General features: G+C 61.7%; 22 protein-coding genes and 1 tRNA gene. 4 read left to right on the top strand and 19 right to left on the bottom strand.

Annotated features, from left to right (window positions below; translation table 11 throughout):
* Positions 1–8: 8 nt before the first annotated feature.
* The 4 genes from rplB to rplC are packed head-to-tail and all read right to left on the bottom strand — an operon-like array spanning position 9 to position 2430.
* Entirely contained in the window at positions 9–836 is an 828-nt protein-coding gene (gene rplB / locus ACFSQR_RS02660; protein ID WP_377727818.1) for a 50S ribosomal protein L2, read from the bottom strand.
* Positions 836–1153 carry a 50S ribosomal protein L23 gene (gene rplW / locus ACFSQR_RS02655; protein ID WP_377727816.1) on the bottom strand — a complete coding sequence of 106 codons (318 nt, stop codon included), beginning with the start codon at positions 1151–1153 and terminating at the stop codon, positions 836–838. The genes rplB and rplW overlap by 1 nt, the downstream gene beginning before the upstream one ends.
* Entirely contained in the window at positions 1150–1770 is a 621-nt protein-coding gene (gene rplD, locus ACFSQR_RS02650) for a 50S ribosomal protein L4 (RefSeq protein WP_377727813.1), read from the bottom strand. Before rplD ends, rplW begins: the two co-directional genes overlap by 4 nt.
* A gap of 3 nt (positions 1771–1773) precedes the next feature.
* On the bottom strand, positions 1774–2430 hold the full coding sequence (gene rplC, locus ACFSQR_RS02645; RefSeq protein WP_377727811.1) for a 50S ribosomal protein L3: 657 nt from the start codon (positions 2428–2430) through the stop codon (positions 1774–1776).
* A gap of 202 nt (positions 2431–2632) precedes the next feature.
* Between rplC and ACFSQR_RS02640 the strand changes: the two genes are divergently transcribed.
* Together ACFSQR_RS02640 and ACFSQR_RS02635 are read left to right on the top strand one after the other, a co-directional pair.
* The gene (locus ACFSQR_RS02640) at positions 2633–2884 is read left to right on the top strand and encodes a type II toxin-antitoxin system Phd/YefM family antitoxin (protein ID WP_377727808.1); all 252 of its coding nucleotides are present in this window, start codon (positions 2633–2635) and stop codon (positions 2882–2884) included.
* Complete coding sequence (locus ACFSQR_RS02635; RefSeq protein WP_377727806.1) at positions 2881–3138, top strand: Txe/YoeB family addiction module toxin; 258 nt, start codon at positions 2881–2883, stop codon at positions 3136–3138. The genes ACFSQR_RS02640 and ACFSQR_RS02635 overlap by 4 nt, the downstream gene beginning before the upstream one ends.
* Positions 3139–3166: 28 nt before the next feature.
* Here ACFSQR_RS02635 and ACFSQR_RS02630 read toward each other — a convergent pair.
* A tRNA-Val gene (locus ACFSQR_RS02630) sits at positions 3167–3243 on the bottom strand.
* Positions 3244–3287: 44 nt separating this feature from the next.
* The gene (locus ACFSQR_RS02625; RefSeq protein WP_377727803.1) at positions 3288–3686 is read right to left on the bottom strand and encodes a DUF2784 domain-containing protein; all 399 of its coding nucleotides are present in this window, start codon (positions 3684–3686) and stop codon (positions 3288–3290) included.
* Positions 3687–3798: 112 nt separating this feature from the next.
* Here ACFSQR_RS02625 and ACFSQR_RS02620 point away from each other — a divergent pair, with 112 nt between their 5' ends.
* A complete protein-coding gene (locus tag ACFSQR_RS02620; RefSeq protein ID WP_377727801.1) occupies positions 3799–4206 on the top strand; it encodes a hypothetical protein in 408 nt (135 codons plus the stop codon).
* A gap of 290 nt (positions 4207–4496) precedes the next feature.
* Here ACFSQR_RS02620 and ACFSQR_RS02615 read toward each other — a convergent pair whose 3' ends face one another.
* The 13 genes from ACFSQR_RS02615 to rpsL form a co-directional block, all read right to left on the bottom strand.
* A complete protein-coding gene (locus ACFSQR_RS02615; RefSeq protein ID WP_377727799.1) occupies positions 4497–5939 on the bottom strand; it encodes a M28 family metallopeptidase in 1443 nt (480 codons plus the stop codon).
* Between the two features lie 144 nt (positions 5940–6083).
* Positions 6084–6434 (bottom strand): choice-of-anchor X domain-containing protein, encoded by a 351-nt coding sequence (locus ACFSQR_RS02610; RefSeq protein WP_377728296.1) that lies wholly within the window; start codon positions 6432–6434, stop codon positions 6084–6086.
* Between the two features lie 226 nt (positions 6435–6660).
* On the bottom strand, positions 6661–7401 hold the full coding sequence (locus tag ACFSQR_RS02605) for a 2OG-Fe dioxygenase family protein (RefSeq protein ID WP_377727798.1): 741 nt from the start codon (positions 7399–7401) through the stop codon (positions 6661–6663).
* A 109-nt stretch (positions 7402–7510) separates the two neighbouring features.
* Positions 7511–8884 carry a cell envelope integrity protein CreD gene (creD, locus tag ACFSQR_RS02600; protein WP_377727796.1) on the bottom strand — a complete coding sequence of 458 codons (1374 nt, stop codon included), beginning with the start codon at positions 8882–8884 and terminating at the stop codon, positions 7511–7513.
* An 82-nt stretch (positions 8885–8966) separates the two neighbouring features.
* Positions 8967–9626, bottom strand: coding sequence for a glutathione S-transferase family protein (locus tag ACFSQR_RS02595; RefSeq protein ID WP_377727793.1), 660 nt, complete (start codon positions 9624–9626; stop codon positions 8967–8969).
* 23 nt (positions 9627–9649) lie between these two features.
* Positions 9650–11068 (bottom strand): two-component system sensor histidine kinase CreC, encoded by a 1419-nt coding sequence (gene creC / locus ACFSQR_RS02590; RefSeq protein ID WP_377727791.1) that lies wholly within the window; start codon positions 11066–11068, stop codon positions 9650–9652.
* Positions 11065–11775 carry a two-component system response regulator CreB gene (creB, locus tag ACFSQR_RS02585; RefSeq protein ID WP_377727788.1) on the bottom strand — a complete coding sequence of 237 codons (711 nt, stop codon included), beginning with the start codon at positions 11773–11775 and terminating at the stop codon, positions 11065–11067. The genes creC and creB overlap by 4 nt, the downstream gene beginning before the upstream one ends.
* 23 nt (positions 11776–11798) lie before the next feature.
* The gene (locus ACFSQR_RS02580; protein WP_377727785.1) at positions 11799–12827 is read right to left on the bottom strand and encodes a hypothetical protein; all 1029 of its coding nucleotides are present in this window, start codon (positions 12825–12827) and stop codon (positions 11799–11801) included.
* Positions 12828–13163: 336 nt separating this feature from the next.
* Entirely contained in the window at positions 13164–13481 is a 318-nt protein-coding gene (rpsJ, locus tag ACFSQR_RS02575) for a 30S ribosomal protein S10 (RefSeq protein ID WP_010394389.1), read from the bottom strand.
* Between the two features lie 142 nt (positions 13482–13623).
* Complete coding sequence (tuf, locus tag ACFSQR_RS02570) at positions 13624–14814, bottom strand: elongation factor Tu (RefSeq protein ID WP_377727628.1); 1191 nt, start codon at positions 14812–14814, stop codon at positions 13624–13626.
* An 87-nt stretch (positions 14815–14901) separates the two neighbouring features.
* The gene (gene fusA, locus ACFSQR_RS02565; protein ID WP_377727782.1) at positions 14902–17007 is read right to left on the bottom strand and encodes an elongation factor G; all 2106 of its coding nucleotides are present in this window, start codon (positions 17005–17007) and stop codon (positions 14902–14904) included.
* A 116-nt stretch (positions 17008–17123) separates the two neighbouring features.
* Positions 17124–17594 carry a 30S ribosomal protein S7 gene (rpsG, locus tag ACFSQR_RS02560; RefSeq protein WP_377727779.1) on the bottom strand — a complete coding sequence of 157 codons (471 nt, stop codon included), beginning with the start codon at positions 17592–17594 and terminating at the stop codon, positions 17124–17126.
* A gap of 120 nt (positions 17595–17714) precedes the next feature.
* Complete coding sequence (gene rpsL / locus ACFSQR_RS02555; RefSeq protein ID WP_377727777.1) at positions 17715–18098, bottom strand: 30S ribosomal protein S12; 384 nt, start codon at positions 18096–18098, stop codon at positions 17715–17717.
* 444 nt (positions 18099–18542) lie between these two features.
* Here rpsL and ACFSQR_RS02550 point away from each other — a divergent pair, with 444 nt between their 5' ends.
* Positions 18543–20390 (top strand): phosphoethanolamine transferase, encoded by a 1848-nt coding sequence (locus ACFSQR_RS02550; RefSeq protein ID WP_377727774.1) that lies wholly within the window; start codon positions 18543–18545, stop codon positions 20388–20390.
* Positions 20391–20595 lie beyond the last annotated feature (205 nt).

The raw sequence follows: 20595 nt of genomic DNA, 5'->3' as shown, positions 1-20595 counted from the left end.
TTTATCCCTTATTTCTTGCCGCGGCGCGAGACGATCATCGAAGAAGTGCGCTTGTTCGAACGCGTCTTCTTGCCCTTCGTCTGTTGACCCCATGGCGACACTGGATGGCGACCAGCTGCCGTACGACCTTCACCACCACCGTGCGGGTGATCGATCGGGTTCATGACCACACCGCGGACGGTAGGACGAACACCGCGCCAGCGCATCGCGCCAGCCTTACCGATCTTGCGCAGGTTGTGCTCGCCGTTGCCGACTTCACCGATGGTGGCGCGGCACTCGATGTGCACGCGGCGCACTTCACCGGAACGCAGGCGGACCTGGGCGTAGGTGCCTTCGCGTGCCATCAGCACGACGCCGGCGCCGGCGGTACGCGCCATCTGCGCGCCTTTGCCTGGCAGCATTTCGACGCAGTGCATCGTGGTGCCGACCGGGATGTTGCGGATTGGCAGGCAGTTACCGGCCTTGATCGGCGCTTCCGAACCGTTCATCAGCGAATCGCCGACGGACAGGCCCTTGGACGCGATCACGTACTGGCGCTCGCCATCGGCGTAGCACAGCAGCGCGATGTGCGCGGTGCGGTTTGGATCGTATTCGATACGTTCCACTTTCGCAGGGATACCATCTTTCTGGCGCTTGAAGTCGACCAGGCGATAGTGCTGCTTGTGACCACCGCCGATGTGGCGGGTGGTGATGTGGCCGTTGTTGTTACGGCCAGCAGTCTTCGACTTTTTCTCAACCAGGGCTGCGAACGGACGGCCTTTGAACAGGCCCTCGGTCACAACCTTCACCATGCCGCGACGGCCTGGCGAGGTTGGTTTCATCTTAACGAGTGCCATTATTTAGCCTCCTCGGTGAAGTTGATTTCCTGGCCTGGCTTCAGGCACACGAAAGCACGCTTGGTATGGTTGCGGCGGCCGGTGAAACGGCCAGCGCGCTTCTGCTTACCTTCGCGGTTCACGGTTTGTACCGATTCCACTTCGACCTTGAACAGCAGTTCAACGGCGGCCTTGATTTCCGGCTTGGTCGCGTCAGGCAGGACCTTGAACACGATCTGCTCGTTCTTTTCCGCGACCATGGTGGCCTTTTCGGAAATGACCGGCGCCAGCAGCACCTTCATCAGGCGCTCTTCGCTATGTTTTACGACGGCGTTCATGCGAACATCTCCTCAATCTTAGCCAGTGCCGGCTTGGTGACCAGGATCTTCTTGTAGAACACCAGCGACATCGGATCTGCGTGACGCGGCTCGACCACGAGCACGTTCGGCAGGTTGCGCGATGCCAGCAGCAGGTTCTCGTCCAGGGTGTCAGTGATCACCAGGACCGAATCCAGGCCCATGCCCTGCAGCTTTTGCGACAGCAGCTTGGTTTTTGGCGCTTCGATCGACAGGTTTTCGATCACGTTCAGGCGGCCTTCGCGGGCCAGCTGCGACAGGATCGAGCAGATACCTGCGCGATACATCTTCTTGTTCACCTTGTGGGTGAAGTTCTCGTCAGGCGAGTTCGGGAAGATACGGCCACCGCCGCGCCACAGTGGCGACGACGACATACCAGCACGAGCGCGGCCGGTGCCTTTTTGGCGCCATGGCTTCTTGGTGGTGTGGCTGACTTCTTCGCGGTCCTTCTGCTTGCGGTTACCCGAGCGGGCGTTGGCAGCATAGGCGACGACGATCTGGTGGATCAGGGCTTCGTTGTAATCGCGGCCGAAAACGGTATCGGCTGCGGCGACGTTCGCGCCAGCTTGACCTTGCTCATTCAGAAGCTTGAGTTCCATCGTTTAAGCTCCCTTCTGTGCTTTAACTTTGACAGCAGGCGAAACAACAACCTGGCCATTTTTCGCGCCTGGTACGGCACCTTTAACCATCAGCAGCTGACGGTCGGCATCGATACGGGCGATTTCGAGGTTCTGGGTGGTCACGGTGACGTCACCCATGTGGCCGGTCATGCGCTTGCCTGGGAAAACGCGACCTGGATCCTGCGCCATACCGATCGAACCCGGCACGTTGTGCGAACGCGAGTTACCGTGGGTTTGACGGCCAGATGCGAAGTTGTGACGCTTGATGGTACCGGCGTAGCCTTTACCGATCGAGGTGCCTTGCACGTCGATTTTCTGGCCAACTTCGAACAGGGAAACAGCGATGGTGTCACCTGCCTTGAATTCAGCAGCTTTAGCTTCGTCGACGCGGAACTCACGGAGGAGGGTACCGGCTTCGACGCCTGCTTTAGCGAAGTGACCTGCAGCAGCTTTGTTCACGCGGGAAGCGCGACGCTGGCCGAATGCAACCTGAACAGCGGAATAACCATCCGTGTCAGGAGTTTTGATTTGCGCAACACGGTTGTTCGACACGTCCAGCACGGTGACTGGGATCGAATCCCCGTCATCCGTGAAGATGCGCATCATGCCAACCTTGCGACCGAGAAGGCCTAGGCTCATTTTTTCTCCATTCCCACCTACGATTGGGCGGGGCTGATGTTTAACTACAAAATAACGCATGGATCCAGGAAAAAGACGAATCCATACCGAAGCCGGCTAGTGTATCGCGAAAAGGGGCTTGACGCAACAAGATAGTTGGAGGTATGTCGCCTTGTTGTGCGAATGCGGCTGTACAATTAACTGTACAAGCGAGGAGGAAGTTATGGATGCAACCACCTATTCCACGGCCCGCGCCAACCTGGCGAGCCTGATGGACCGCGTATGCGACGACCATGAGCCCGTCATTATCACCCGGAATGGCCAGCAGTCGGTGGTCATGCTGTCCCTGGAGGACTACAAGGCGCTCGAAGAAACCGCCTACCTGCTGGGCAGTGCTGCCAACGCGAAACGGCTGTATGCCGCACTCGAGGAAGCGAAAGAAGGCAAGGCTGCCGAGCGCGAACTGCTGCCGTGAGACTCTGTTTCGTGAGCAGCGCCTGGCAGGATTGCCTGTATTGGCAGCAACACGACCGCAAGATGCTTGAGCGCATCAATGCACTGGTGAAGGAGACGATGCGGGAACCATTCGCCGGCCCTGGCAAGCCCGAGGCGCTCAGGCATGCGCTGGCCGGTTGCTGGTCGCGTCGCCTCGATCGGGAGCATCGGATGGTGTATCGCGTAGAGAATGACACGCTCACCATACTGCAGCTGCGCTTTCACTACGAATAGATAGCCGGCGCAAGGCCGGCGGGGAAACTGGTGGGCGGTGCAGAATTCGAATCTGCGACCCCCTGGATGTCGACCAGGTATTCTAACCAGCTGAACTAACCGCCCGGGGAGCGGCATTATAGCCACCCCTTGCCCGGACAGCAAGGAATTCAGCGTCGCCGGGGCCGTACCGCGAACCAGCTCCACAGCACCAGCAGGCCGAACGCCGTGTAGACCGCCACGAACACCCACGGCGGCGCCTGGTAGAACAGGAAGCGGCCCAGCCAGTGGGCAATGAAGTCCTCGCCTGTCACCTGCTGGCCGGCCCGCAAGCGGAAGTCCTGCTCCAGCGTCGTCAGGGCGCAGTCGACGCCGAACCAGGTCGTGAACACGACATAGGCGATGGCGGCCAGGTGCAGCAGGCGAAAGTGCCGGTTGCGGACCCACGCCCAGTGAAGGTAGCCGCCCGCGAGTATCAGGGCCAGCCCGCCCACGATGAACAGCACCACTCCGACGTGCAGCACGAGGACTGCATCGGCAAGCAGGCGGTAGGTGGAAGGGTCGCTCATGGGCGTGATCGTGGCATTGCCGAATCAGTGTAGGCCCCGCTCCACGGCTGCGCAATTGTGAACCGCGGCGCCGGCGACAGTCATACAATTGGTACTTCAAGCGGAGGCTGCCATGACTGAGGTGCAACTGTCGTTGAAGCTGGAAGATGATGCGCTGACCATCTGGCGCATCGATAACGATGCCGAGGGCGGGCACCTGCTGGGCGAGTACCTGTACCCCGAGCTGGTGTGCGCCACCGTGGATGAATGCTACGTCAAGATAGGCCGCGTGATCGTGGAAGGCCTGCGCGACGAGATCTTCAACAAAATCGCGACGCCCGGCGCCGAGCCGGTGGCGCGCGGCCTGACCGATGCCGACGTCGCCTCCTACCTGATCGACATCTCGATCAAGACCCAGACCCGGGCACATGTGGATACCATCGCCGCGCTGCTGGACGAAGACAGCGACGATCCGCAGCTGGCCCACCTGCGCGCATCATGGCCGACGGTGCGCGACCGCCTGGAGTCGTTCCCGGAATAGCGGCACGGCAGACCTGCTCTTCAAGGAAGCATGGGGGCGGCCCAGCATGGGGAGTGCACTCTGCGGCAAATGCCTCGTTTCTGCTCGTTTGTCCTCATTTTTCCACGCTCGTCACAATCGTCTGCTCCCGCTTTTCATTCGGGAGATCGTCATTTGCCGGGAAGTGGCACGAGGTTAAACGAGCAAATGCCGGGTTAAACGAGGCATTTGCTCACAGGGAGCACCTCCCTCCCCTCGCAGGCGCTGCGGGAGAGGAAGGATGAGTGACGCGGCCGGGACGCCGCGCCGGATCATTTCAGGTTACGGGCAGCCTGAACGTACGGTGCGGTTTTCTTGTTGGCTTCGTTCCACTTTGGCGCGGTGGTGCTGTTTGCGAGCGTGGCGATGCCGGCTGCGACCATGCGCGTCACGCGGGTCATGTTGTCGTAGTCGATCTTGTCCCAGGTGTCGTCCTTGCCGTGGTAGTCCGCGAAGGCGTAAGCGACCGACATGGTGTGCGACGGGATGCCTTGGTCCGCCAGCGCCTGGTTGTCGCTGCGGCCGAAGAACTCGTCGCTGAACTTCTCGTGCTTGAAGACTTTGATGCCCATCGATTCGCCGGTCTGTTGCATGATTGCGCCCATGTCGGTGAAGTCGAAGCCGGTCATGGCGGCGCGATCGATCTGCGGGCCTTCCATATCGTCGGTGCGGCCCATCTGCTCGAGGTTCAGGTTGGCGACCGTTTTCGCCAGCGGGAACACCGGGTTGCGGCCATAGTAGTTGGAGCCGACCATGCCCAGCTCTTCGCCCCACAGTGCGAGGAAGACGACGCTGCGCTTCGGACGCTGCTTCGATTGCATCAGGGCGCTGGCGACTTCGATCATGGATGCGACGCCGCTGGCATTATCGTTGGCGCCGTTGAACACTTCGCCGTTGGTGGTGCCGACGTGGTCGTAGTGGGCGCTCAGGATGACGTAGGTGTCCTTGAGGGCAGGATCGGAGCCCGGCAGCACGCCGATCACGTTGCGCAGCTTGACCGGCTTCTCGGCGCCAGCCGGGATCGCAAAGCTGACGCGCGCGCCGGCGGATTCGATGGCGGCTTTCGCCTCCGCTCCATGGACGGAGATCACCGGTGGACGCGGTGCGGCGGGCTTGGCGGCCGGATCGACCAGCCAGCCGTCGGCGCCGCCGTTGCCGGTAGCGCGCTTGCTGTCGACCAGGACCACCGCTGCCGGCTTGGCGCCTGCGGCCATCATCTTTTGCAGGGTGCTGTACGGCGAGGTGTTCGGCGCGGCCTCGAGGAACAGGACCTTGCCGTCGGCGTTCTTCGGGTTGGCCAGGGCGGCAGCTGCATCCATGCGCACGACTGGCGTGGCCGGCAGCTGGTGCGCGGATTTGTAGGTATAGCTGACGTGCGTGTGCGGGACCGTGACGGTCTTGCCGCCAGCCTCGATCGCCATCCTGAAATCGGCCGCATTGCGCTGCGCGTAGTTCCAGTTTGCGGTCTGGAAGTAGCCGTCGTCACCCGCCGGGGTCAGGCCGGCGCGGCGGAACTGGGCTGCGATGTATTCGGCGGCGACGTCGTGGCCGCGCGATGGCGTGGCGCGGCCTTCCAGCGCGTCGGAAGCGAGGAACGAGACGTGCGCGCGCAAGGCGTCAGGCTTGATCGACTGGAGGTCCGCGCTTGCCGACGGGTTGGCGAAGGCGATGGCTGGAGCGGCGGCGAAGAGCAGTACGGCAGTCAGTCTGGTCACGATCAGCTTTCTGTGCAGTGTAAAAGGATGCACAGTTTGCATCGTCAGGACTGCCGGGTCAACGCATCCGTAATGCATATACCCTGCCCTGCTACCGCACCATCGCGGTCGTTTTCGACGGGGACCGGGCGGTTTCGACCATCTTCACCTGGAGCATCGGCACCAGGGGGACATCGCTACCGAACACTTCTGCGAGCACGTCATCGGTAGCGTGGCGGCGGTTGACCTCGCAGTGTCCGTCGAAGAAGGGTGCGTAAGCTCTGGCAAAGTCCGCGCCATGCGGGCCGCCTCGTCCCGCGCAGACCAGATGCCGTCCCGGGCAGTGCGGTCGCCGCTCATCCCATTATCGTTCAAGGTGATCGTCTGCTCCCCGGATGTGAGCGTGACGTCGCCGGTGACGGTGCCGGCGATTGCCACCTCGTACAGCGCCAGCTCCTTAGGTGGCGATTGATGCGTGCTGCTCCCGGAGGCGCCGCATGCTGCGACCGCAGCCATCAACAGCGCTGCAGCCCCAGTACGGAAACGTGTCATTCCCATCCGACTGGCCATCTGTAACTCTCGGTAGTCTGAAAGCCACCGACTTTACACGGATGCGCGTCCGAAAACTGTCCAAAAATTGTCCCAAGCCTTGTTCAGCGCGCGACAAAGTGCATGAGCAGCGGGCGATCGATTGGGGGAAATGACTATCTTGTCCCGCAGCGCGAGCCGTTCTTGCGGCACATCAAGGTTCGCCGTCGCCCTGGAAGCCGCCAGCGCGCCAGGTCAGCACGAGCGTGTCGCGGTGGCCGGCTTCGCCCAGCGGCTGGATCGGAGTCGATTCGTGGATCACGCGTGCGTCGTCGAGCAACAGCAGGGTCCACGGTTCGTCCATCGTGAAGCGTTTGCCGTTGGGTCCGTCGGCCTCGAACACGCGCGTCTCGCCGCCCTTGATGCCGGTGCGGCTGACCAGCAGCACAGCCACGAAGTCCACGCCGTCACGGTGCGCGCCTTCCGGTGTCGGCCTGCCGATGCCGCCCGCGGTATCGATGCGGAACTGGTGCGCCTCGACGTACCAGTGCGGCACCCCGGCCACTTGCGAGCAAATGCGTCCCAGCGAAACGATCAGGTGCTGCCACGCCGCTTGCGCCACCGTCTCCCCCGCGACCGGGGCGAACAAGCGGTGCATGCCGCCGTGCAGCGCGTTGTATTCGACCGGCTGCCAGTGCGGCCGATGCGGGGCCTGTTCGAGCTGTTCGCCGTTCTGGATGAAGCAGGCGTGGCGACGGCGGCGATAGCGTCCTCCGTCCTTGAGGTAGTTATCCGGTTCCAGCTGGTCCCAGGTCTGCGCCAGCCGCGCGAGTTCCGCATCGCTGACGCTGGCGAGCGCGCGCACGTCGGCGGGCTGGAGAACCACGTAACCGTCCGTCTTTAATGCTTCTGCAAGACGGGCGGGATCGGTGTAAGGCGGTTGTGCATGTGTCATGGCAGCAGCGTAACACCTGGCATGGCCCCTGAGAAGGCGGCAGCTGGAATGAGCGATATCACTGCAGGAAATGAGGAGGACGACCCTGCGGCCGTCCGCCCTCGCCTGTTCACGGTGCCGCTGCAGGGGCTCCGACCCGGTACCAGTTGATATTCCGGGTGGTGACCATTACCGCCGCAAGTACTGCAAACAACAGCAGGCTTCCAAGCATCAGTGCCATGTCCTCCGAGACCAGGAGGCCGTACAGGGCGCCGTACAGCACGGACAGCGCCGCGCCGAAGCCGAGCGCGCGCAGCCAGTGCCCCATGACGAAGCGCAAGTAGAAAGTGATGAGCGCGATGCAGCCTGTGCTTGCGATGAGGTAGGCGCTCGCGAAAGGAATCTTCTCGGACAGGCTGACCAGCAGCAGGAAGAATAATGCAAGCGCCAGTCCCACGAGCGCGTACTGCACTGGGTGGATCTGGAGCTGCCGGAGCATTTCGAAGACGAAGAAGGCGGCAAACGTCAGCGCCACGAACATCAGGCCATACTTGGTCGCGCGGTCGGCGAGCGAATACACGTTGACCGGCTCAACGAAGCCCACTGCGAACCGGTCCACTGCCCCACGGGCAGCCGCCACGTCGTTCGGGTTTGCCGACTCGGCATTGAGGAACTGCTGTTGTGCGTTCGACGCCAGCGACGATACGCGCCACGTGGCGGCAAAGCCGTCCGCGCTGATGGTCCGGTCGCGCGGCGATGGCAGGAAGCGGCCCGTGAACTGCGGATGCGGCCATGGTGAGCTGACGGTCACTTCGGTGTTTTTCGCAATCGGTACGAATTCCTGGCGCTCGATTCCGTCGAGGTTGACGCTAAAGGCGAACCTGGCGCGGCGCGCGGTAACGAGATCGAAATCCGGGAGTGGCGCATGCACGCCGCTGCTGTAGGTCCGCAGGTTGGCGCCCTGCTGGAATTCGGCCTTGCGCCCGTCGAGCGTGAGCACCGGCGAGTTGCGCAGGCCGCGTACGTCACCCACATGCACAGCCACGAATGGCTGGCCGAACGTAAGCACCGAGTTCGGATATTTCGCCTTCAGCTGCGCCGCCGAGGGCACGTCGATGTCGCCGGAGACAGCGTACTGGCCCGAGTAGACCAGCACCTCGTGGATGCCACGGTAGCGGCGGTCGGTATCGACCGCACCTTTAACCTTCAGCTCATTCGGGAACACGATATGCCGGCGCTGCACCGAACGCTTTTCCATCGAGACCTGCCTGCCGCCCGGTGTATCGACTTCGCGCTTCTCCTGGAACTCCTCGGTGAACGGGATGACCAGCACCGGTCCGGCCAGCGCCTGCGGGCCAACCGAATCCTCCGCGATGCTCCTGACCGCCATCGCATGGAACTCGCTGCGCTCCTCGATGACCGCGTTGATCATGATGAGGGAAATCCCGATCAGCACGAGGACTGCGGCGATCATGCCGAACTTCAGAAACAGTGATTTTTGCATTGGCAGCTCCTTGATGATGAGCCGCCAGTGTAGGAATCCCGTGTGCGCGGACGATGCAGTCAGTGTGAAGTCAGCACGCCAATCAGTCCCGGTCCGGCGCCCCTAGCGGGAACAGATGCCGATACGGCCGCGCCTCGTTGACCGCCCGGGCAAAGGCGGGGCGGTTCAGCAAGCGCGCCCGGAAGGCGCGCAGGACGGGACAGGACGCCGGAATCGGGTGCGTCCAGTCGGCATAGAACAAGGAGGGAGCGGCGGCGCAGTCCGCCATCGTGAAGTCTTCGCCAGCGCACCACGTCTCCGTGCCCAGCCGCGTTTCCAGCCACTGGTAGGCCAGATCGAGTTTCGCCCGCGCGAAGGCAAGGCCTTCCTCGCGCTTGACGGGGTCGCCCGTCATCGCTGCGGTCACAGCATGCTGGACGGGAGTCATGACGTGCAGGTCGAAGAATCGGTCGAGGAACCGCACCTCCAACGCTGCCATCGGGTCCGTTGGCAGCAGGACGACGGGACCAGGGTGGGCAAGCTGAAGGTACTCGATGATGATGCTGGTTTCGGCGACGCTGCGCTCCTTGTCCATCAGGACGGGGAATTTCCGGAGCGGCCATTGCCCCAGCCATGCTTGCACATGATGCGGCGTATCGGGGGCGATGAGGCGAAATTCGAACGGTATGTCATTTTCGTAGAGTGCGAGCAGCACCTTTTGAGTGTACGAGGAAAACGGATGACCATAGAGTGCCAGTGACATGTGCTATCTCCAGTTTGACGGCGTCATGCGCGCGGCAGGATCACGGTGGACCGCGCGCCAACGCCAGGTGCGTTGCTTACTTCAACGGATCCGCCGTGCAGCGTGCAGACCTCACGCACGAACGGGAGGCCCAGGCCGGTGCTCTTTACGCCGTTGGCCCGGGGTAGCGAGTAGAAGCGCTCGAAGATGCGGCTCCCGGCATACTCGGGGATGCCCGGTCCGCGATCGGCAATCTCGATCAGGCCACCGGCACCGTAAATACGGGCCGCGACCTGGACGGAACTGCCCGCGGGCGAGAAATCGATCGCGTTGTCGAGCAGGTTGTCGAGCGCCTGGCGCAGCATCAGCGGGTCGCCCTCCACCTGGAAGTCCTCGATCTCGACATCGACCTTCACTCCTCCGGCATCGAGCCTGGGGCGCGCATCTTCCAGCACCCGTCCGAGCAAGGTGCGAACCTCGATGCGCTCCGTGACCGCGAGGCGCTGTTGCTTCTCCACCCGCACCAGCGCGAGCAGGCGGTCGATCAGCTGGCGCTGGCGCATATTCTGTTCGCGGATGTTCGCCAGGAAGCGGTGGCGCTCCTGCGCCGGCATGTCTTCGTCCAGCAGCTCGGCTGACGCCTGGATCGCCGCGATCGGGCTCTTGAGCTCATGGGCCAGCGTGTGCATCAACTCTTCCACGTACTCCTTTCCTTCGAGCTTGTGGCGCATGGCGTCGAGCGCGCGGCCAAGGCGGCCGATCTCGTTGTTGCCGAGTTTGGGCAGCGCGACCTTCTTCCCCGCCTCCACGTCGGCCGCGTAACGCGCCAGCTTGCGCAGGCTCATGACGAGCCACAGCGTGAACACGATGCCGATGAGGAGCGACAGCCCGAGCAGGATCCAGCCGTAATTGCGGATCTGGCGCTGGCTGCGTTCGATGAAAGGCTGCACGGTGGCGTTGGGCTTGGCGACCGTGAGCACGCCGATGATCCTGTCGCCGTCCTTGATGGGCGCGGCGACGTGCATCACGGTACTCATTTCGTCGTCCGGATTGGAGCGCGTGCTGCGTGCGCCGTAGCGGCCGCGCAGCGTCAGGTACACATCGTTCCAGCGCGAGTAGTCCTTGCCTACGGCCTCGCCCTGCGAATCGAAGATCACGATGCCACGCGCATCGGTCATGTAGACGCGGTAGTCGAGCGTGGTCTTGGTGACGTCGTGGATGCGCGCGTTGATGCCGCGCTGCGCGTACGCCTGCATCCGCTTGAGGAGCGCGGAGTTCCCAGCGCCCTGCTTCACGTCTTCGCTGACCATCACGGCGAGCAGGTTGGCGGTGTCGTTCAGCGTGTTCTCGAGCGTCGAACGCACGCCGGGCTTCACCTGTTCGACAAATACGTTCATGAGGAACCACGCGGCCAATCCCACGATCAGGAAGTAGCCGAGCAGGATCCGCAGCCCGATCTTCATTCGGGAACCACGCTGTAGCCGAGGCCCCGGTGCGTCTTGATCGGGTCGGACGTTTCGTCTACCGCGCGCAGCTTGGCGCGCAGCGACTTGATGTGCGCATCGACGGTGCGGTCCAGCGTGTCGGGCGCGTCGGTCCACACGCGGTCCATCAGGTGCGCGCGCGAGAACACATGGTGCGGGTTCTCCGCCAGCGTCTTGAGCAGCAGGTATTCGTAGCGGGTGAGGTCAAGCGGCCTGCCACGGTACAGGATGCGCGCTTCCGCAGCGCGGACTTCAAAGCCGTTGACGGCAGGCGCGGCGGCACCATTCCCGGCCACCGGGCGCGGAGCGAGGCGGCGCAGCACCACCCGCACGCGCGCCACCAGCTCACGCGGCGAGAACGGCTTGGTAACGTAGTCGTCGGCGCCGATCTCCAGCCCGACGATGCGGTCCACCTCTTCGTTACGTGCTGTCAGGAAGATGACGGGGATGTCCGAGAACTGGCGGATCTGGCGGCATAGCTCGAAGCCGCTGATGTCAGGCAGGCCGACGTCGAGGATCGCCAGGGCGACATCTGATTTCTCACCCTGCAGCACCTTGAGCGCATCGGCACCGAGCGTGACGTGGACCGGCGCGAATCCATCGGTGCGCAGCGCATAGGCCAGGCTGTCGGCGATAGCCGGTTCGTCTTCGACGATCAGGATGGTGCGGGATGCGGGCGGAATCATCCCGGCAGTATCAGCGCACCTCTTTATTTCGTCAACAATGCTGGCTTTGCAGGGGCGGACGTCCAATAGAAGCGAAGACAGGAATCTTCCGCGGCATACTTGACGTTCAGGTCGTGCAGGATGGAGGCGAAACCTGATTGGTAGATGTGACTCAGGGCGTCCGATGGGATGCTGAGAACCCCGCCGGCCCGGTCGCTGTATGCTGACGCCCTGCACAGCATCTCCTCCGAGGAAGTCCACAGCCTTTGCAAGTGAGCCTGGAACAAAGGAAGCCCTTTGAGCGCCTGAAACCCATCGGGATCGGTCGATTTCAACGCGTGGAGGTAGGCAAGCGTGAAGAGCATGAAGTCCGCGCTTCCACCGACATTCGAGTTGATCGAGATTGGCCCATCCGGTCGATGCGATGGAAATAGCTTTGTGCGCGCCAGCTTTATCTCCAAGTTGGCCGTCTCGACATATGCGTTTAACTCGCTCAACAGAACGGACAGATCGTTCGCGAAATGCTCCCGGCTCCCTTCTATGTAATGCTGGTAGCGATTCCCGGGCCTGGCTTGCTTGAACTGCCGGGGTATGCCGGCCGCCACGATTGAATAATTGGCGGTCCAGGTGAGCGCTCTCTCGACAGGCCAGCCGCTCCCTCGAAAGTAATATTGCAGAGGACTGCCACATCGATAGGCGATGTCCCAGAATGCGTGCGCGGTTTCGTGGGTAGCGACGCCAAGGGAGAACATCGAAACCTCGCCGAGAGACCGCATCCACCACATAAACTCATCGGGCAACACCTCGAATAGCTTTAAGGTGCTGTCGTCGTTTGCATCGCGCAGCAGCTGGAATACGGCCATTGCGTCTCGTGGCTGATTGCTGATCCGTCCCGTTACCCTCTTTTGCAGATGGCTGCAAGGGACGGTGCCCAAGTCACGCCGCTTGGTCGGGGGACGTAGCTTGATGTCGGGGTTTCCATCCCCGATATTCGCCGAGCGAACGTCGCCGCTGCGCAGGAGGAGAAGTACGCACAGCGATGCCAGCACGGCTGCGGGCAAAAAACGTGGCATGTTTGCGGTCTCCTTTGCTCTCGGGTGTCACAACTCCAGCCGTCGGGGTAGTGGATGGGGGAACCGCCAATCTAGACGAACGGCAGGGATTGATTCTTACGAGAGCGCAATTTCTTGTGCGCTGAGCCGGCGTGAAAAGTGGGGGACGCTCAGTATGGGTCCCCGCATGCGCGGGGACGACGGGAGATGGCGGAAACGGTCATAAATGGGGCGATTCCGCCAACAAAGCTGGGGACGGTCCCCGCTGGGGACAGTCCCCATACGCAAAAAGAAAAAGCCGGAGGCGCGTGAGCGGCTCCGGCTTTTTCGCGATGCGGGCGCGCGGCCCGCGTCGGATTATTGCAGTTTGATTTCGACGTCTACGCCAGCTGGCAGGTCCAGCTTCATCAGCGCGTCAACGGTCTTGTCCGTTGGGTCCACGATGTCCATCAGACGCTGGTGCGTACGGATTTCGAACTGGTCGCGCGAGGTCTTGTTCACGTGCGGGGAACGCAGCACGTCAAAACGCTGGATGCGGGTTGGCAGTGGGACTGGGCCCTTGACGACGGCGCCGGTGCGCTTCGCGGTCTCGACGATTTCCAGTGCGGACTGGTCGATCAGCTTGTAGTCGAACGCTTTCAGGCGAATGCGGATTTTCTGGTTTGGTGCGGACATGGTATTTCCTTAAAAGAGCGAACCGGACCGAAAGGGTGCCGGCAATATGAATAAGGTACTACGACTGCTACTGCTCAACAAAAAGCAGGGGGCACAGTATAACCTGTTCCCCCCGCCTTTGTTCAGATCGGGCTTAAATTAATTAAGCGATGATCTTTGCAACAACGCCTGCGCCGACGGTACGGCCGCCTTCGCGGATTGCGAAGCGCAGACCTTCTTCCATCGCGATCGGGCTGATCAGCTTGACGGTGATCGACACGTTGTCGCCTGGCATGACCATTTCTTTGTCTGCTGGCAGCTCGATCGAGCCGGTCACGTCAGTCGTACGGAAGTAGAACTGTGGACGGTAGTTGTTGAAGAACGGGGTGTGACGGCCGCCTTCGTCTTTCGACAGGACGTAGATCTCACCGGTGAAGTGGTTGTGCGGCTTGATCGAGCCTGGCTTTGCCAGAACCTGACCACGCTGGACGTCTTCACGCTTGGTACCGCGCAGCAGCAGGCCGACGTTGTCGCCAGCTTGACCCTGGTCCAGCAGCTTGCGGAACATTTCCACGCCGGTGCAGGTGGTCTTGACGGTGTCAACGATACCGACGATTTCGATTTCTTCGCCGACCTTGATCACGCCACGCTCAACACGGCCGGTCACCACGGTACCGCGGCCCGAGATCGAGAACACGTCTTCCACTGGCATCAGGAAGGTGCCGTCAACTGCGCGCTCTGGGGTCGGGATGTAGGTGTCCAGGGCTTCAGCCAGCTGCATGATCGCCTGTTCGCCCAGTGGGCCGGTGTCGCCGTCCAGCGCCATACGTGCCGAACCTTTGACGATCGGCAGGTCGTCGCCTGGGAACTCGTACTTCGACAGGAGTTCGCGGACTTCCATTTCGACCAGTTCCAGCAGTTCTGCGTCGTCGACCAGGTCGCACTTGTTCAGGAACACGATGATGTATGGAACGCCAACCTGGCGTGCCAGCAGGATGTGCTCGCGGGTCTGTGGCATTGGGCCGTCAGCTGCGGAGCAAACCAGGATCGCGCCGTCCATCTGCGCTGCACCGGTAATCATGTTCTTGATGTAGTCGGCGTGGCCTGGGCAGTCAACGTGAGCGTAGTGACGGTTTGCGGTCTCGTACTCGACGTGCGCGGTGTTGATGGTGATGCCGCGTGCTTTTTCTTCCGGAGCAGCGTCGATCTGGTCGTATGCTTTAGCTTCGCCGCCGAACTTCTTCGACAGGACGGTTGCGATCGCAGCGGTCAGGGTGGTCTTGCCGTGGTCGACGTGACCGATGGTGCCAACGTTCACGTGCGGTTTAGTCCGCTCGAACTTTTCTTTTGCCATTTCAATCTTCCTTAAAAAGAGCGATTTTACTAATTACTTGCTTCGGGGGCGAGCCTCGCGGCCCGCCCCTTCCGCTAAGGATGTGTATTACTTAGCTTTTGCGGTGACGATCGCGTCGATCACGTGCTTAGGCGCTTCAGCGTAGTGCTTGAATTCCATCGTGTAGGTTGCACGGCCCTGCGTTGCGGAACGCAGCGTGGTCGAGTAACCAAACATTTCGGACAGCGGTACTTCGGCCTTGATGATCTTGCCGCCGCCGCCTGGGATTTCGTCCATGCCCTGCACCATACCGCGGCGGGACGACAGGTCGCCCATCACGTTACCGGCGTAGTCTTCCGGGGTCTCCACTTCGACCGACATCATCGGCTCGAGGATGACCGGGTTCGCGCGCTTGCAGCCTTCCTTGAACGCCATCGAGCCCGCCATGCGGAACGCGTTTTCGTTCGAGTCGACGTCGTGGTACGAACCGAAGGTCAGGGTGACTTTGACGTCAACGACCGGGTAACCAGCCAGCACGCCGGCGGTCAGGGTTTCGCGCACGCCCTTCTCGACTGCAGGGATGTATTCGCGTGGAACCACACCGCCCTTGATCGCGTCGATGAACTCGAAGCCCTTGCCTGGCTCTTGCGGTTCGATGGTCAGGACAGCGTGGCCGTACTGGCCGCGGCCGCCCGACTGCTTGACGAACTTGCCTTCCACGTCGGAGACCGACTTGCGGATGGTTTCGCGGTACGCAACCTGTGGCTTGCCGACGGTTGCTTCCACGCCGAATTCGCGCTTCATGCGGTCGACGATAATTTCCAGGTGCAGCTCGCCCATACCACCGATGATGGTCTGGCCCGATTCTTCGTCGGTACGCACGCGGAACGACGGGTCTTCCTGTGCCAGGCGGTTCAGCGCCAGGCCCATTTTTTCCTGGTCGGCCTTGGTCTTCGGCTCGACTGCCTGCTGGATCACCGGCTCAGGGAACACCATCTTTTCGAGGATGATCGGTGCCGAAGGATCGCACAGGGTTTCGCCGGTGGTCGCTTCTTTCAGGCCGACTGCTGCAGCGATGTCGCCTGCGCGGACTTCCTTGATTTCTTCGCGCTGGTTCGCGTGCATCTGCAGAATACGGCCGACGCGTTCCTTCTTGCCCTTGATCGGGTTGAAGACGGTGTCGCCCGAGTTGATGACGCCCGAATAGACGCGGAAGAAGATCAGCTGGCCGACGAACGGGTCGGTCATGATCTTGAATGCCAGCGCAGCGAACTTCTCGTCGTCCGACGCCTTGCGGGTGGTCGGCTGGTCGTCTTCGTCCGTGCCCGAGACCGGTGGGATGTCCACTGGCGACGGCAGGTATTCGATGACCGCGTCCAGCATTGCCTGCACGCCCTTGTTCTTGAATGCGGTGCCGCACATCATCGGAACGATTTCCGAAGCGATGGTACGGTCGCGCAGCGCCTTCTTGATCTCGGCTTCCGACAGGTCGCCTTCTTCAAGGTACTTGTTCATCAGCTCTTCCGACGCTTCAGCGGCGGTTTCGACCAGCTTCTCGCGCCATTCCTTGGCGGTTTCCAGCAGTTCTGCCGGCACGTCGCGGTAGTCGAACTTCATGCCCTGGGACGCGTCGTCCCAGTAGATCGCCTTCATCTTGACCAGGTCGACCACGCCTTTGAAGTTGTCTTCGGCGCCGATCGGGATCTGCAGAGGGATCGGGTTGGCCTTCAGGCGAGCGCGCATCTGGTCGTAGACCTTGAAGAAGTTCGCGCCGGTACGGTCCATCTTGTTGACGAACGCAAGACGTGGGACCTTGTACTTGTTAGCCTGGCGCCACACGGTTTCCGACTGTGGCTGCACGCCGCCGACTGCGCAGTAAACCATGCAGGCGCCGTCCAGCACGCGCATCGAACGTTCCACTTCGATGGTGAAGTCGACGTGGCCCGGGGTATCGATGATGTTGAAGCGGTGCGGCTCGAAGTTGTTCGCCATGCCCTTCCAGAAGCAGGTCGTCGCAGCCGAGGTAATCGTGATGCCGCGCTCTTGTTCCTGCTCCATCCAGTCCATGGTAGCGGCGCCATCGTGCACTTCACCGATCTTGTGGTTCACGCCGGTGTAGAACAGGATGCGCTCGGTGGTGGTGGTCTTACCGGCGTCGATGTGAGCGGAGATACCGATGTTGCGGTAGCGCTCAATGGGGGTAGTGCGTGCCATAATGTAATCCTAAATCTTTGAATGGACAAAACCGAGCAGCATTTTGTTGTCCAAAATGAGCCCGGCCTGAACGACTGACTGGCCAGCCCGGCGAACCAGGCCGGCCAACATTGTGCTTAGAAGCGGAAGTGCGAGAACGCGCGGTTCGCTTCTGCCATGCGGTGAACTTCATCGCGGCGCTTCATTGCACCGCCGCGCATTTCAGCGGCTTCCATCAGTTCGCCACCGAGGCGTTGTGGCATGGATTTTTCGCTGCGCTTGTTTGCGGCTTCGCGCAACCAACGCATAGACAGCGCCATGCGACGGACTGGACGAACTTCCACTGGCACCTGGTAGTTGGCGCCGCCGACGCGGCGGGATTTCACCTCGACCATCGGCTTGCAGTTGTTCAGTGCAGCCGTGAACACTTCCAGAGGGTCCTTGCCGGACTTCTGCTTGATGTGTTCGAACGCACCGTAGATGATGTTTTCAGCGACCGACTTCTTGCCGGACAGCATGAGAACGTTGACGAACTTGGCGACATCGGTATTGCCGAATTTTGGATCTGGCAGGATCTCGCGCTTGGGTACTTCACGACGACGTGGCATTTCAATTCCTTCCTTGTCTTCAGTTGAGTGCTAATTCCGCACTCGCGTCGGACCATCATGATCCGGACACTTACTCGGCCTTCCGGCCGGCTCAACTCATTAAATTGCGAAAAAAGTGGATTACTTCTTCGCCTGTTTTGCGCGCTTCGCACCGTACTTGGAGCGAGCCTGCTTACGGTCTTTCACGCCCTGGGTATCCAGTGCACCGCGGACCATGTGGTAACGCACACCTGGCAAGTCTTTCACACGACCGCCGCGCAGCAGCACGACCGAGTGTTCCTGCAGGTTGTGGCCTTCACCGCCGATGTACGAAATGACTTCGAAACCGTTGGTCAGGCGCACCTTGGCGACCTTACGAAGCGCCGAGTTCGGCTTCTTCGGCGTGGTGGTGTACACACGGGTGCACACGCCGCGCTTTTGCGGGCAGTTTTCAAGTGCCGGCGACTTACTCTTCACAACCGCGGCAACGCGCGGCTTGCGAATCAGTTGATTGATGGTTGGCATCGTTATAAATCCAACAAAATGAACTACACATTAACAAATCCGGATTCTCATCCGGGGACTAAAACTTGGGTCCCGAAGCACACATGGGAGACGCCGAAAGCCACTCACTGGGGAGCGGCGCCGCAATGCGTAAACGATGTGCAGAATAAAATCGAGAACTCGCGAGTATAGACCGGACCTATGGCCGGGTCAACTTGTTTACCGCTCGCGGGGCGGCCGGCGGGGTGGCCGGGGCGTTATTGTATCGCAGGCACGACAGGATGTATCGCAGGCACGACAGGAGCGGCTCGGGGCTGCCTGTATATATATGAGGCGTTCACCGATACAATACGCCGCTGCCGGGGACTGTCCCCTTGGGGACCGTCCCCAGCTTTTTAGCCTAATCCGTCCTGACACCAGAAAAGCTGGGGACGGTCCCTACGGGGACAGTCCCCGCCCATATTCATGCGATCACTGCTGCGCCCCATCAACCTGTACCTGCTGCTGACCTACCTGGCGCTGTCGGCGATCCCGTTCGTGCCCCTGCTGTTCGGCCGCACGGTGGCGCGCCCCTGGCAGGTGATCGGCGTCGAGGTGCTGGCCTGGATCGCGGTCTGGGCCGTGCTCAAGCGCCCGGCCTGGTTCCACGCGCTGCTGCTGCCCGCCTTCCTGGCCCTGCCGACCGAGGTGTACCTGTTCCGCTTCTACGGCCAGGGCATCTCCACCCACCACCTGGGCATCATCGCCGAGACCAGCCCGATGGAGGCGATGGAATTCCTCGGCTCGACCGTGTGGCTGATGGTGGCGGTGCTGGTCGGCGTGGTGGCGTGGTGGGGCGCCACCTTCCGCCTCGCGCTGCGCACGCGCGACCTGGACTGGGACGACTCCTCGCGCTGGCTGGGCGTGGCGGCGATGTCGCTGGCGGCCTTCGTGCTGGCGTACGGCTATGAATTCGGCATCGCGGGGCGGCCCGCGCCTGCCTCGCCTCCCCCCGGCATCCACCAGGCCAAGGGAAGCGCGCCGCCGAGCGCCGACGCCGATCCGGACAGCGCCAGCGTCCCGGGCGCCGCCAGGACGGGACTGGAGTGGCCGCAGCTGCCGCATTGGGCGCGGCTGCCGTTCGAGTTCGAGGCCTTCGCCCAGTCCTGGCCGTTCGGCGTCATGGCGCGCGGCGTGGACTTCTACAACGAACGGGTCTACCTAGCCGAACTGGACCAGCGCTCGCGCGCCTTCCGCTTCGGCGCGCAGCAGCGCGCGGCCGACAACGCACCCGAGATCGTGGTGATGGTGCTGGGCGAATCGGCGCGCGCCGACCGATGGAGCCTGAACGGCTACGCGCGCGACACCAACCCGCTGCTTTCCCAGCAGGCCAACCTGGTCAACCTGCCGGACGTGATCACCTCCGTCTCGGCGACCCGCCTGTCGGTCCCCGTGATCATCTCGCGCAAGCCTGCCACGCAGAGCCTCAAGGACGGCTTCGTCGAAAAGTCCTTCCTGACCGCGTTCCGGGAGGCGGGCTTCAAGACCTTCTGGCTGTCCAACCAGATCTCGTTCGGCAAATTCGATACGCCGGTCTCCGTGTTCGCGCGCGAGGCGGACGTGGTGCAGTTCCTGAACCTGGGCGGCTTTACCAACAACTCCAACCACGACGCGATCCTGTTCGATCCGCTGAAGATCGCGATGGCCGACCCGTCGCCCAAGAAGCTGATCGTACTGCACACGCTGGGCAGCCACTGGAACTACAGCCACCGCTACCCGCGCGAGTTCGACCGCTGGCAGCCCTCCCTGTTCGGCGTGGACAAGCCGGCCTACACCAACCTGGCCATCAAACCGCAGCTGAACAACAGCTACGACAGCTCGATCCTGTACACCGACTGGTTCCTGTCCACCGTGATCGACCGGCTCAGGGAATCGAAGCAGCTCACCTCGATGCTGTACGTGGCCGACCACGGGCAGACGCTGTACGACAAGAGCTGCACCCTGGCCTTCCACGGCCACAACACCAAGTACGAATTCCACGTACCGGCCTTTGTCTGGTACTCCGACCAGTTCGCGGGGCGCTACCCGGACAAGGTGAAGCAGCTGCGCACGCACCGCAAGGCGCGGCTATCGACCGAGAACATGTTCCACACCCTGCTCGACATGGGCAACGTGCACTACCCGGGCGAACGGCTCGAGTGGAGCTTCGTCAACCCGCAATTCAAGCTGCACAAGCGCTACGTCGACAGCTACGGCTGGACCAACTACGACAACGCGGTGATCCGCGGCGACTGCGCCGAAGTCATCGACAAAGGCAAACCCATCAAACAATAATGGGGACAGACCCCATTTTGATGTGACTTTCTTCTCGCGCGGCGACACAAAAAAATGGGGTCTGTCCCCATTTTGGGGGCGGCGAAACAAAAAAAATGGGGTCTGTCCCCATTTTGATGTGACTTTCCTATCGGGCGGAGACACAAGAAAATGGGGTCTGTCCCCATTTTGGCTGGTAGCATGGTCAGATAACAACTGAGGGGGC

Origin of the sequence: Pseudoduganella sp. GCM10020061 (assembly GCF_042683405.1) — a bacterium.
Lineage (GTDB): Bacteria > Pseudomonadota > Gammaproteobacteria > Burkholderiales > Burkholderiaceae_D > Telluria.
Note: the sequence above shows the minus strand (reverse complement) of the source record. Positions and strands in the feature narration are given on the sequence as shown.

Excerpts from the sequence above, each read along its gene's own strand:
- rplC (WP_377727811.1), bottom strand. The coding sequence starts at position 2,430 with ATGAGCCTAGGCCTTCTCGGTCGCAAGGTTGGCATGATGCGCATCTTC.
- ACFSQR_RS02550 (WP_377727774.1), top strand. The coding sequence starts at position 18,543 with ATGCGATCACTGCTGCGCCCCATCAACCTGTACCTGCTGCTGACCTAC.
- creD (WP_377727796.1), bottom strand. The coding sequence starts at position 8,884 with ATGCAAAAATCACTGTTTCTGAAGTTCGGCATGATCGCCGCAGTCCTC.
- rpsL (WP_377727777.1), bottom strand. The coding sequence starts at position 18,098 with ATGCCAACCATCAATCAACTGATTCGCAAGCCGCGCGTTGCCGCGGTT.
- ACFSQR_RS02625 (WP_377727803.1), bottom strand. The coding sequence starts at position 3,686 with ATGAGCGACCCTTCCACCTACCGCCTGCTTGCCGATGCAGTCCTCGTG.
- rplB (WP_377727818.1), bottom strand. The coding sequence starts at position 836 with ATGGCACTCGTTAAGATGAAACCAACCTCGCCAGGCCGTCGCGGCATG.
- ACFSQR_RS02580 (WP_377727785.1), bottom strand. The coding sequence starts at position 12,827 with ATGCCACGTTTTTTGCCCGCAGCCGTGCTGGCATCGCTGTGCGTACTT.
- rpsJ (WP_010394389.1), bottom strand. The coding sequence starts at position 13,481 with ATGTCCGCACCAAACCAGAAAATCCGCATTCGCCTGAAAGCGTTCGAC.
- creC (WP_377727791.1), bottom strand. The coding sequence starts at position 11,068 with ATGAAGATCGGGCTGCGGATCCTGCTCGGCTACTTCCTGATCGTGGGA.
- ACFSQR_RS02605 (WP_377727798.1), bottom strand. The coding sequence starts at position 7,401 with ATGACACATGCACAACCGCCTTACACCGATCCCGCCCGTCTTGCAGAA.
- fusA (WP_377727782.1), bottom strand. The coding sequence starts at position 17,007 with ATGGCACGCACTACCCCCATTGAGCGCTACCGCAACATCGGTATCTCC.
- ACFSQR_RS02610 (WP_377728296.1), bottom strand. The coding sequence starts at position 6,434 with ATGGCTGCGGTCGCAGCATGCGGCGCCTCCGGGAGCAGCACGCATCAA.
- rplD (WP_377727813.1), bottom strand. The coding sequence starts at position 1,770 with ATGGAACTCAAGCTTCTGAATGAGCAAGGTCAAGCTGGCGCGAACGTC.
- ACFSQR_RS02620 (WP_377727801.1), top strand. The coding sequence starts at position 3,799 with ATGACTGAGGTGCAACTGTCGTTGAAGCTGGAAGATGATGCGCTGACC.
- ACFSQR_RS02595 (WP_377727793.1), bottom strand. The coding sequence starts at position 9,626 with ATGTCACTGGCACTCTATGGTCATCCGTTTTCCTCGTACACTCAAAAG.
- tuf (WP_377727628.1), bottom strand. The coding sequence starts at position 14,814 with ATGGCAAAAGAAAAGTTCGAGCGGACTAAACCGCACGTGAACGTTGGC.
- rplW (WP_377727816.1), bottom strand. The coding sequence starts at position 1,153 with ATGAACGCCGTCGTAAAACATAGCGAAGAGCGCCTGATGAAGGTGCTG.
- creB (WP_377727788.1), bottom strand. The coding sequence starts at position 11,775 with ATGATTCCGCCCGCATCCCGCACCATCCTGATCGTCGAAGACGAACCG.
- rpsG (WP_377727779.1), bottom strand. The coding sequence starts at position 17,594 with ATGCCACGTCGTCGTGAAGTACCCAAGCGCGAGATCCTGCCAGATCCA.
- ACFSQR_RS02640 (WP_377727808.1), top strand. The coding sequence starts at position 2,633 with ATGGATGCAACCACCTATTCCACGGCCCGCGCCAACCTGGCGAGCCTG.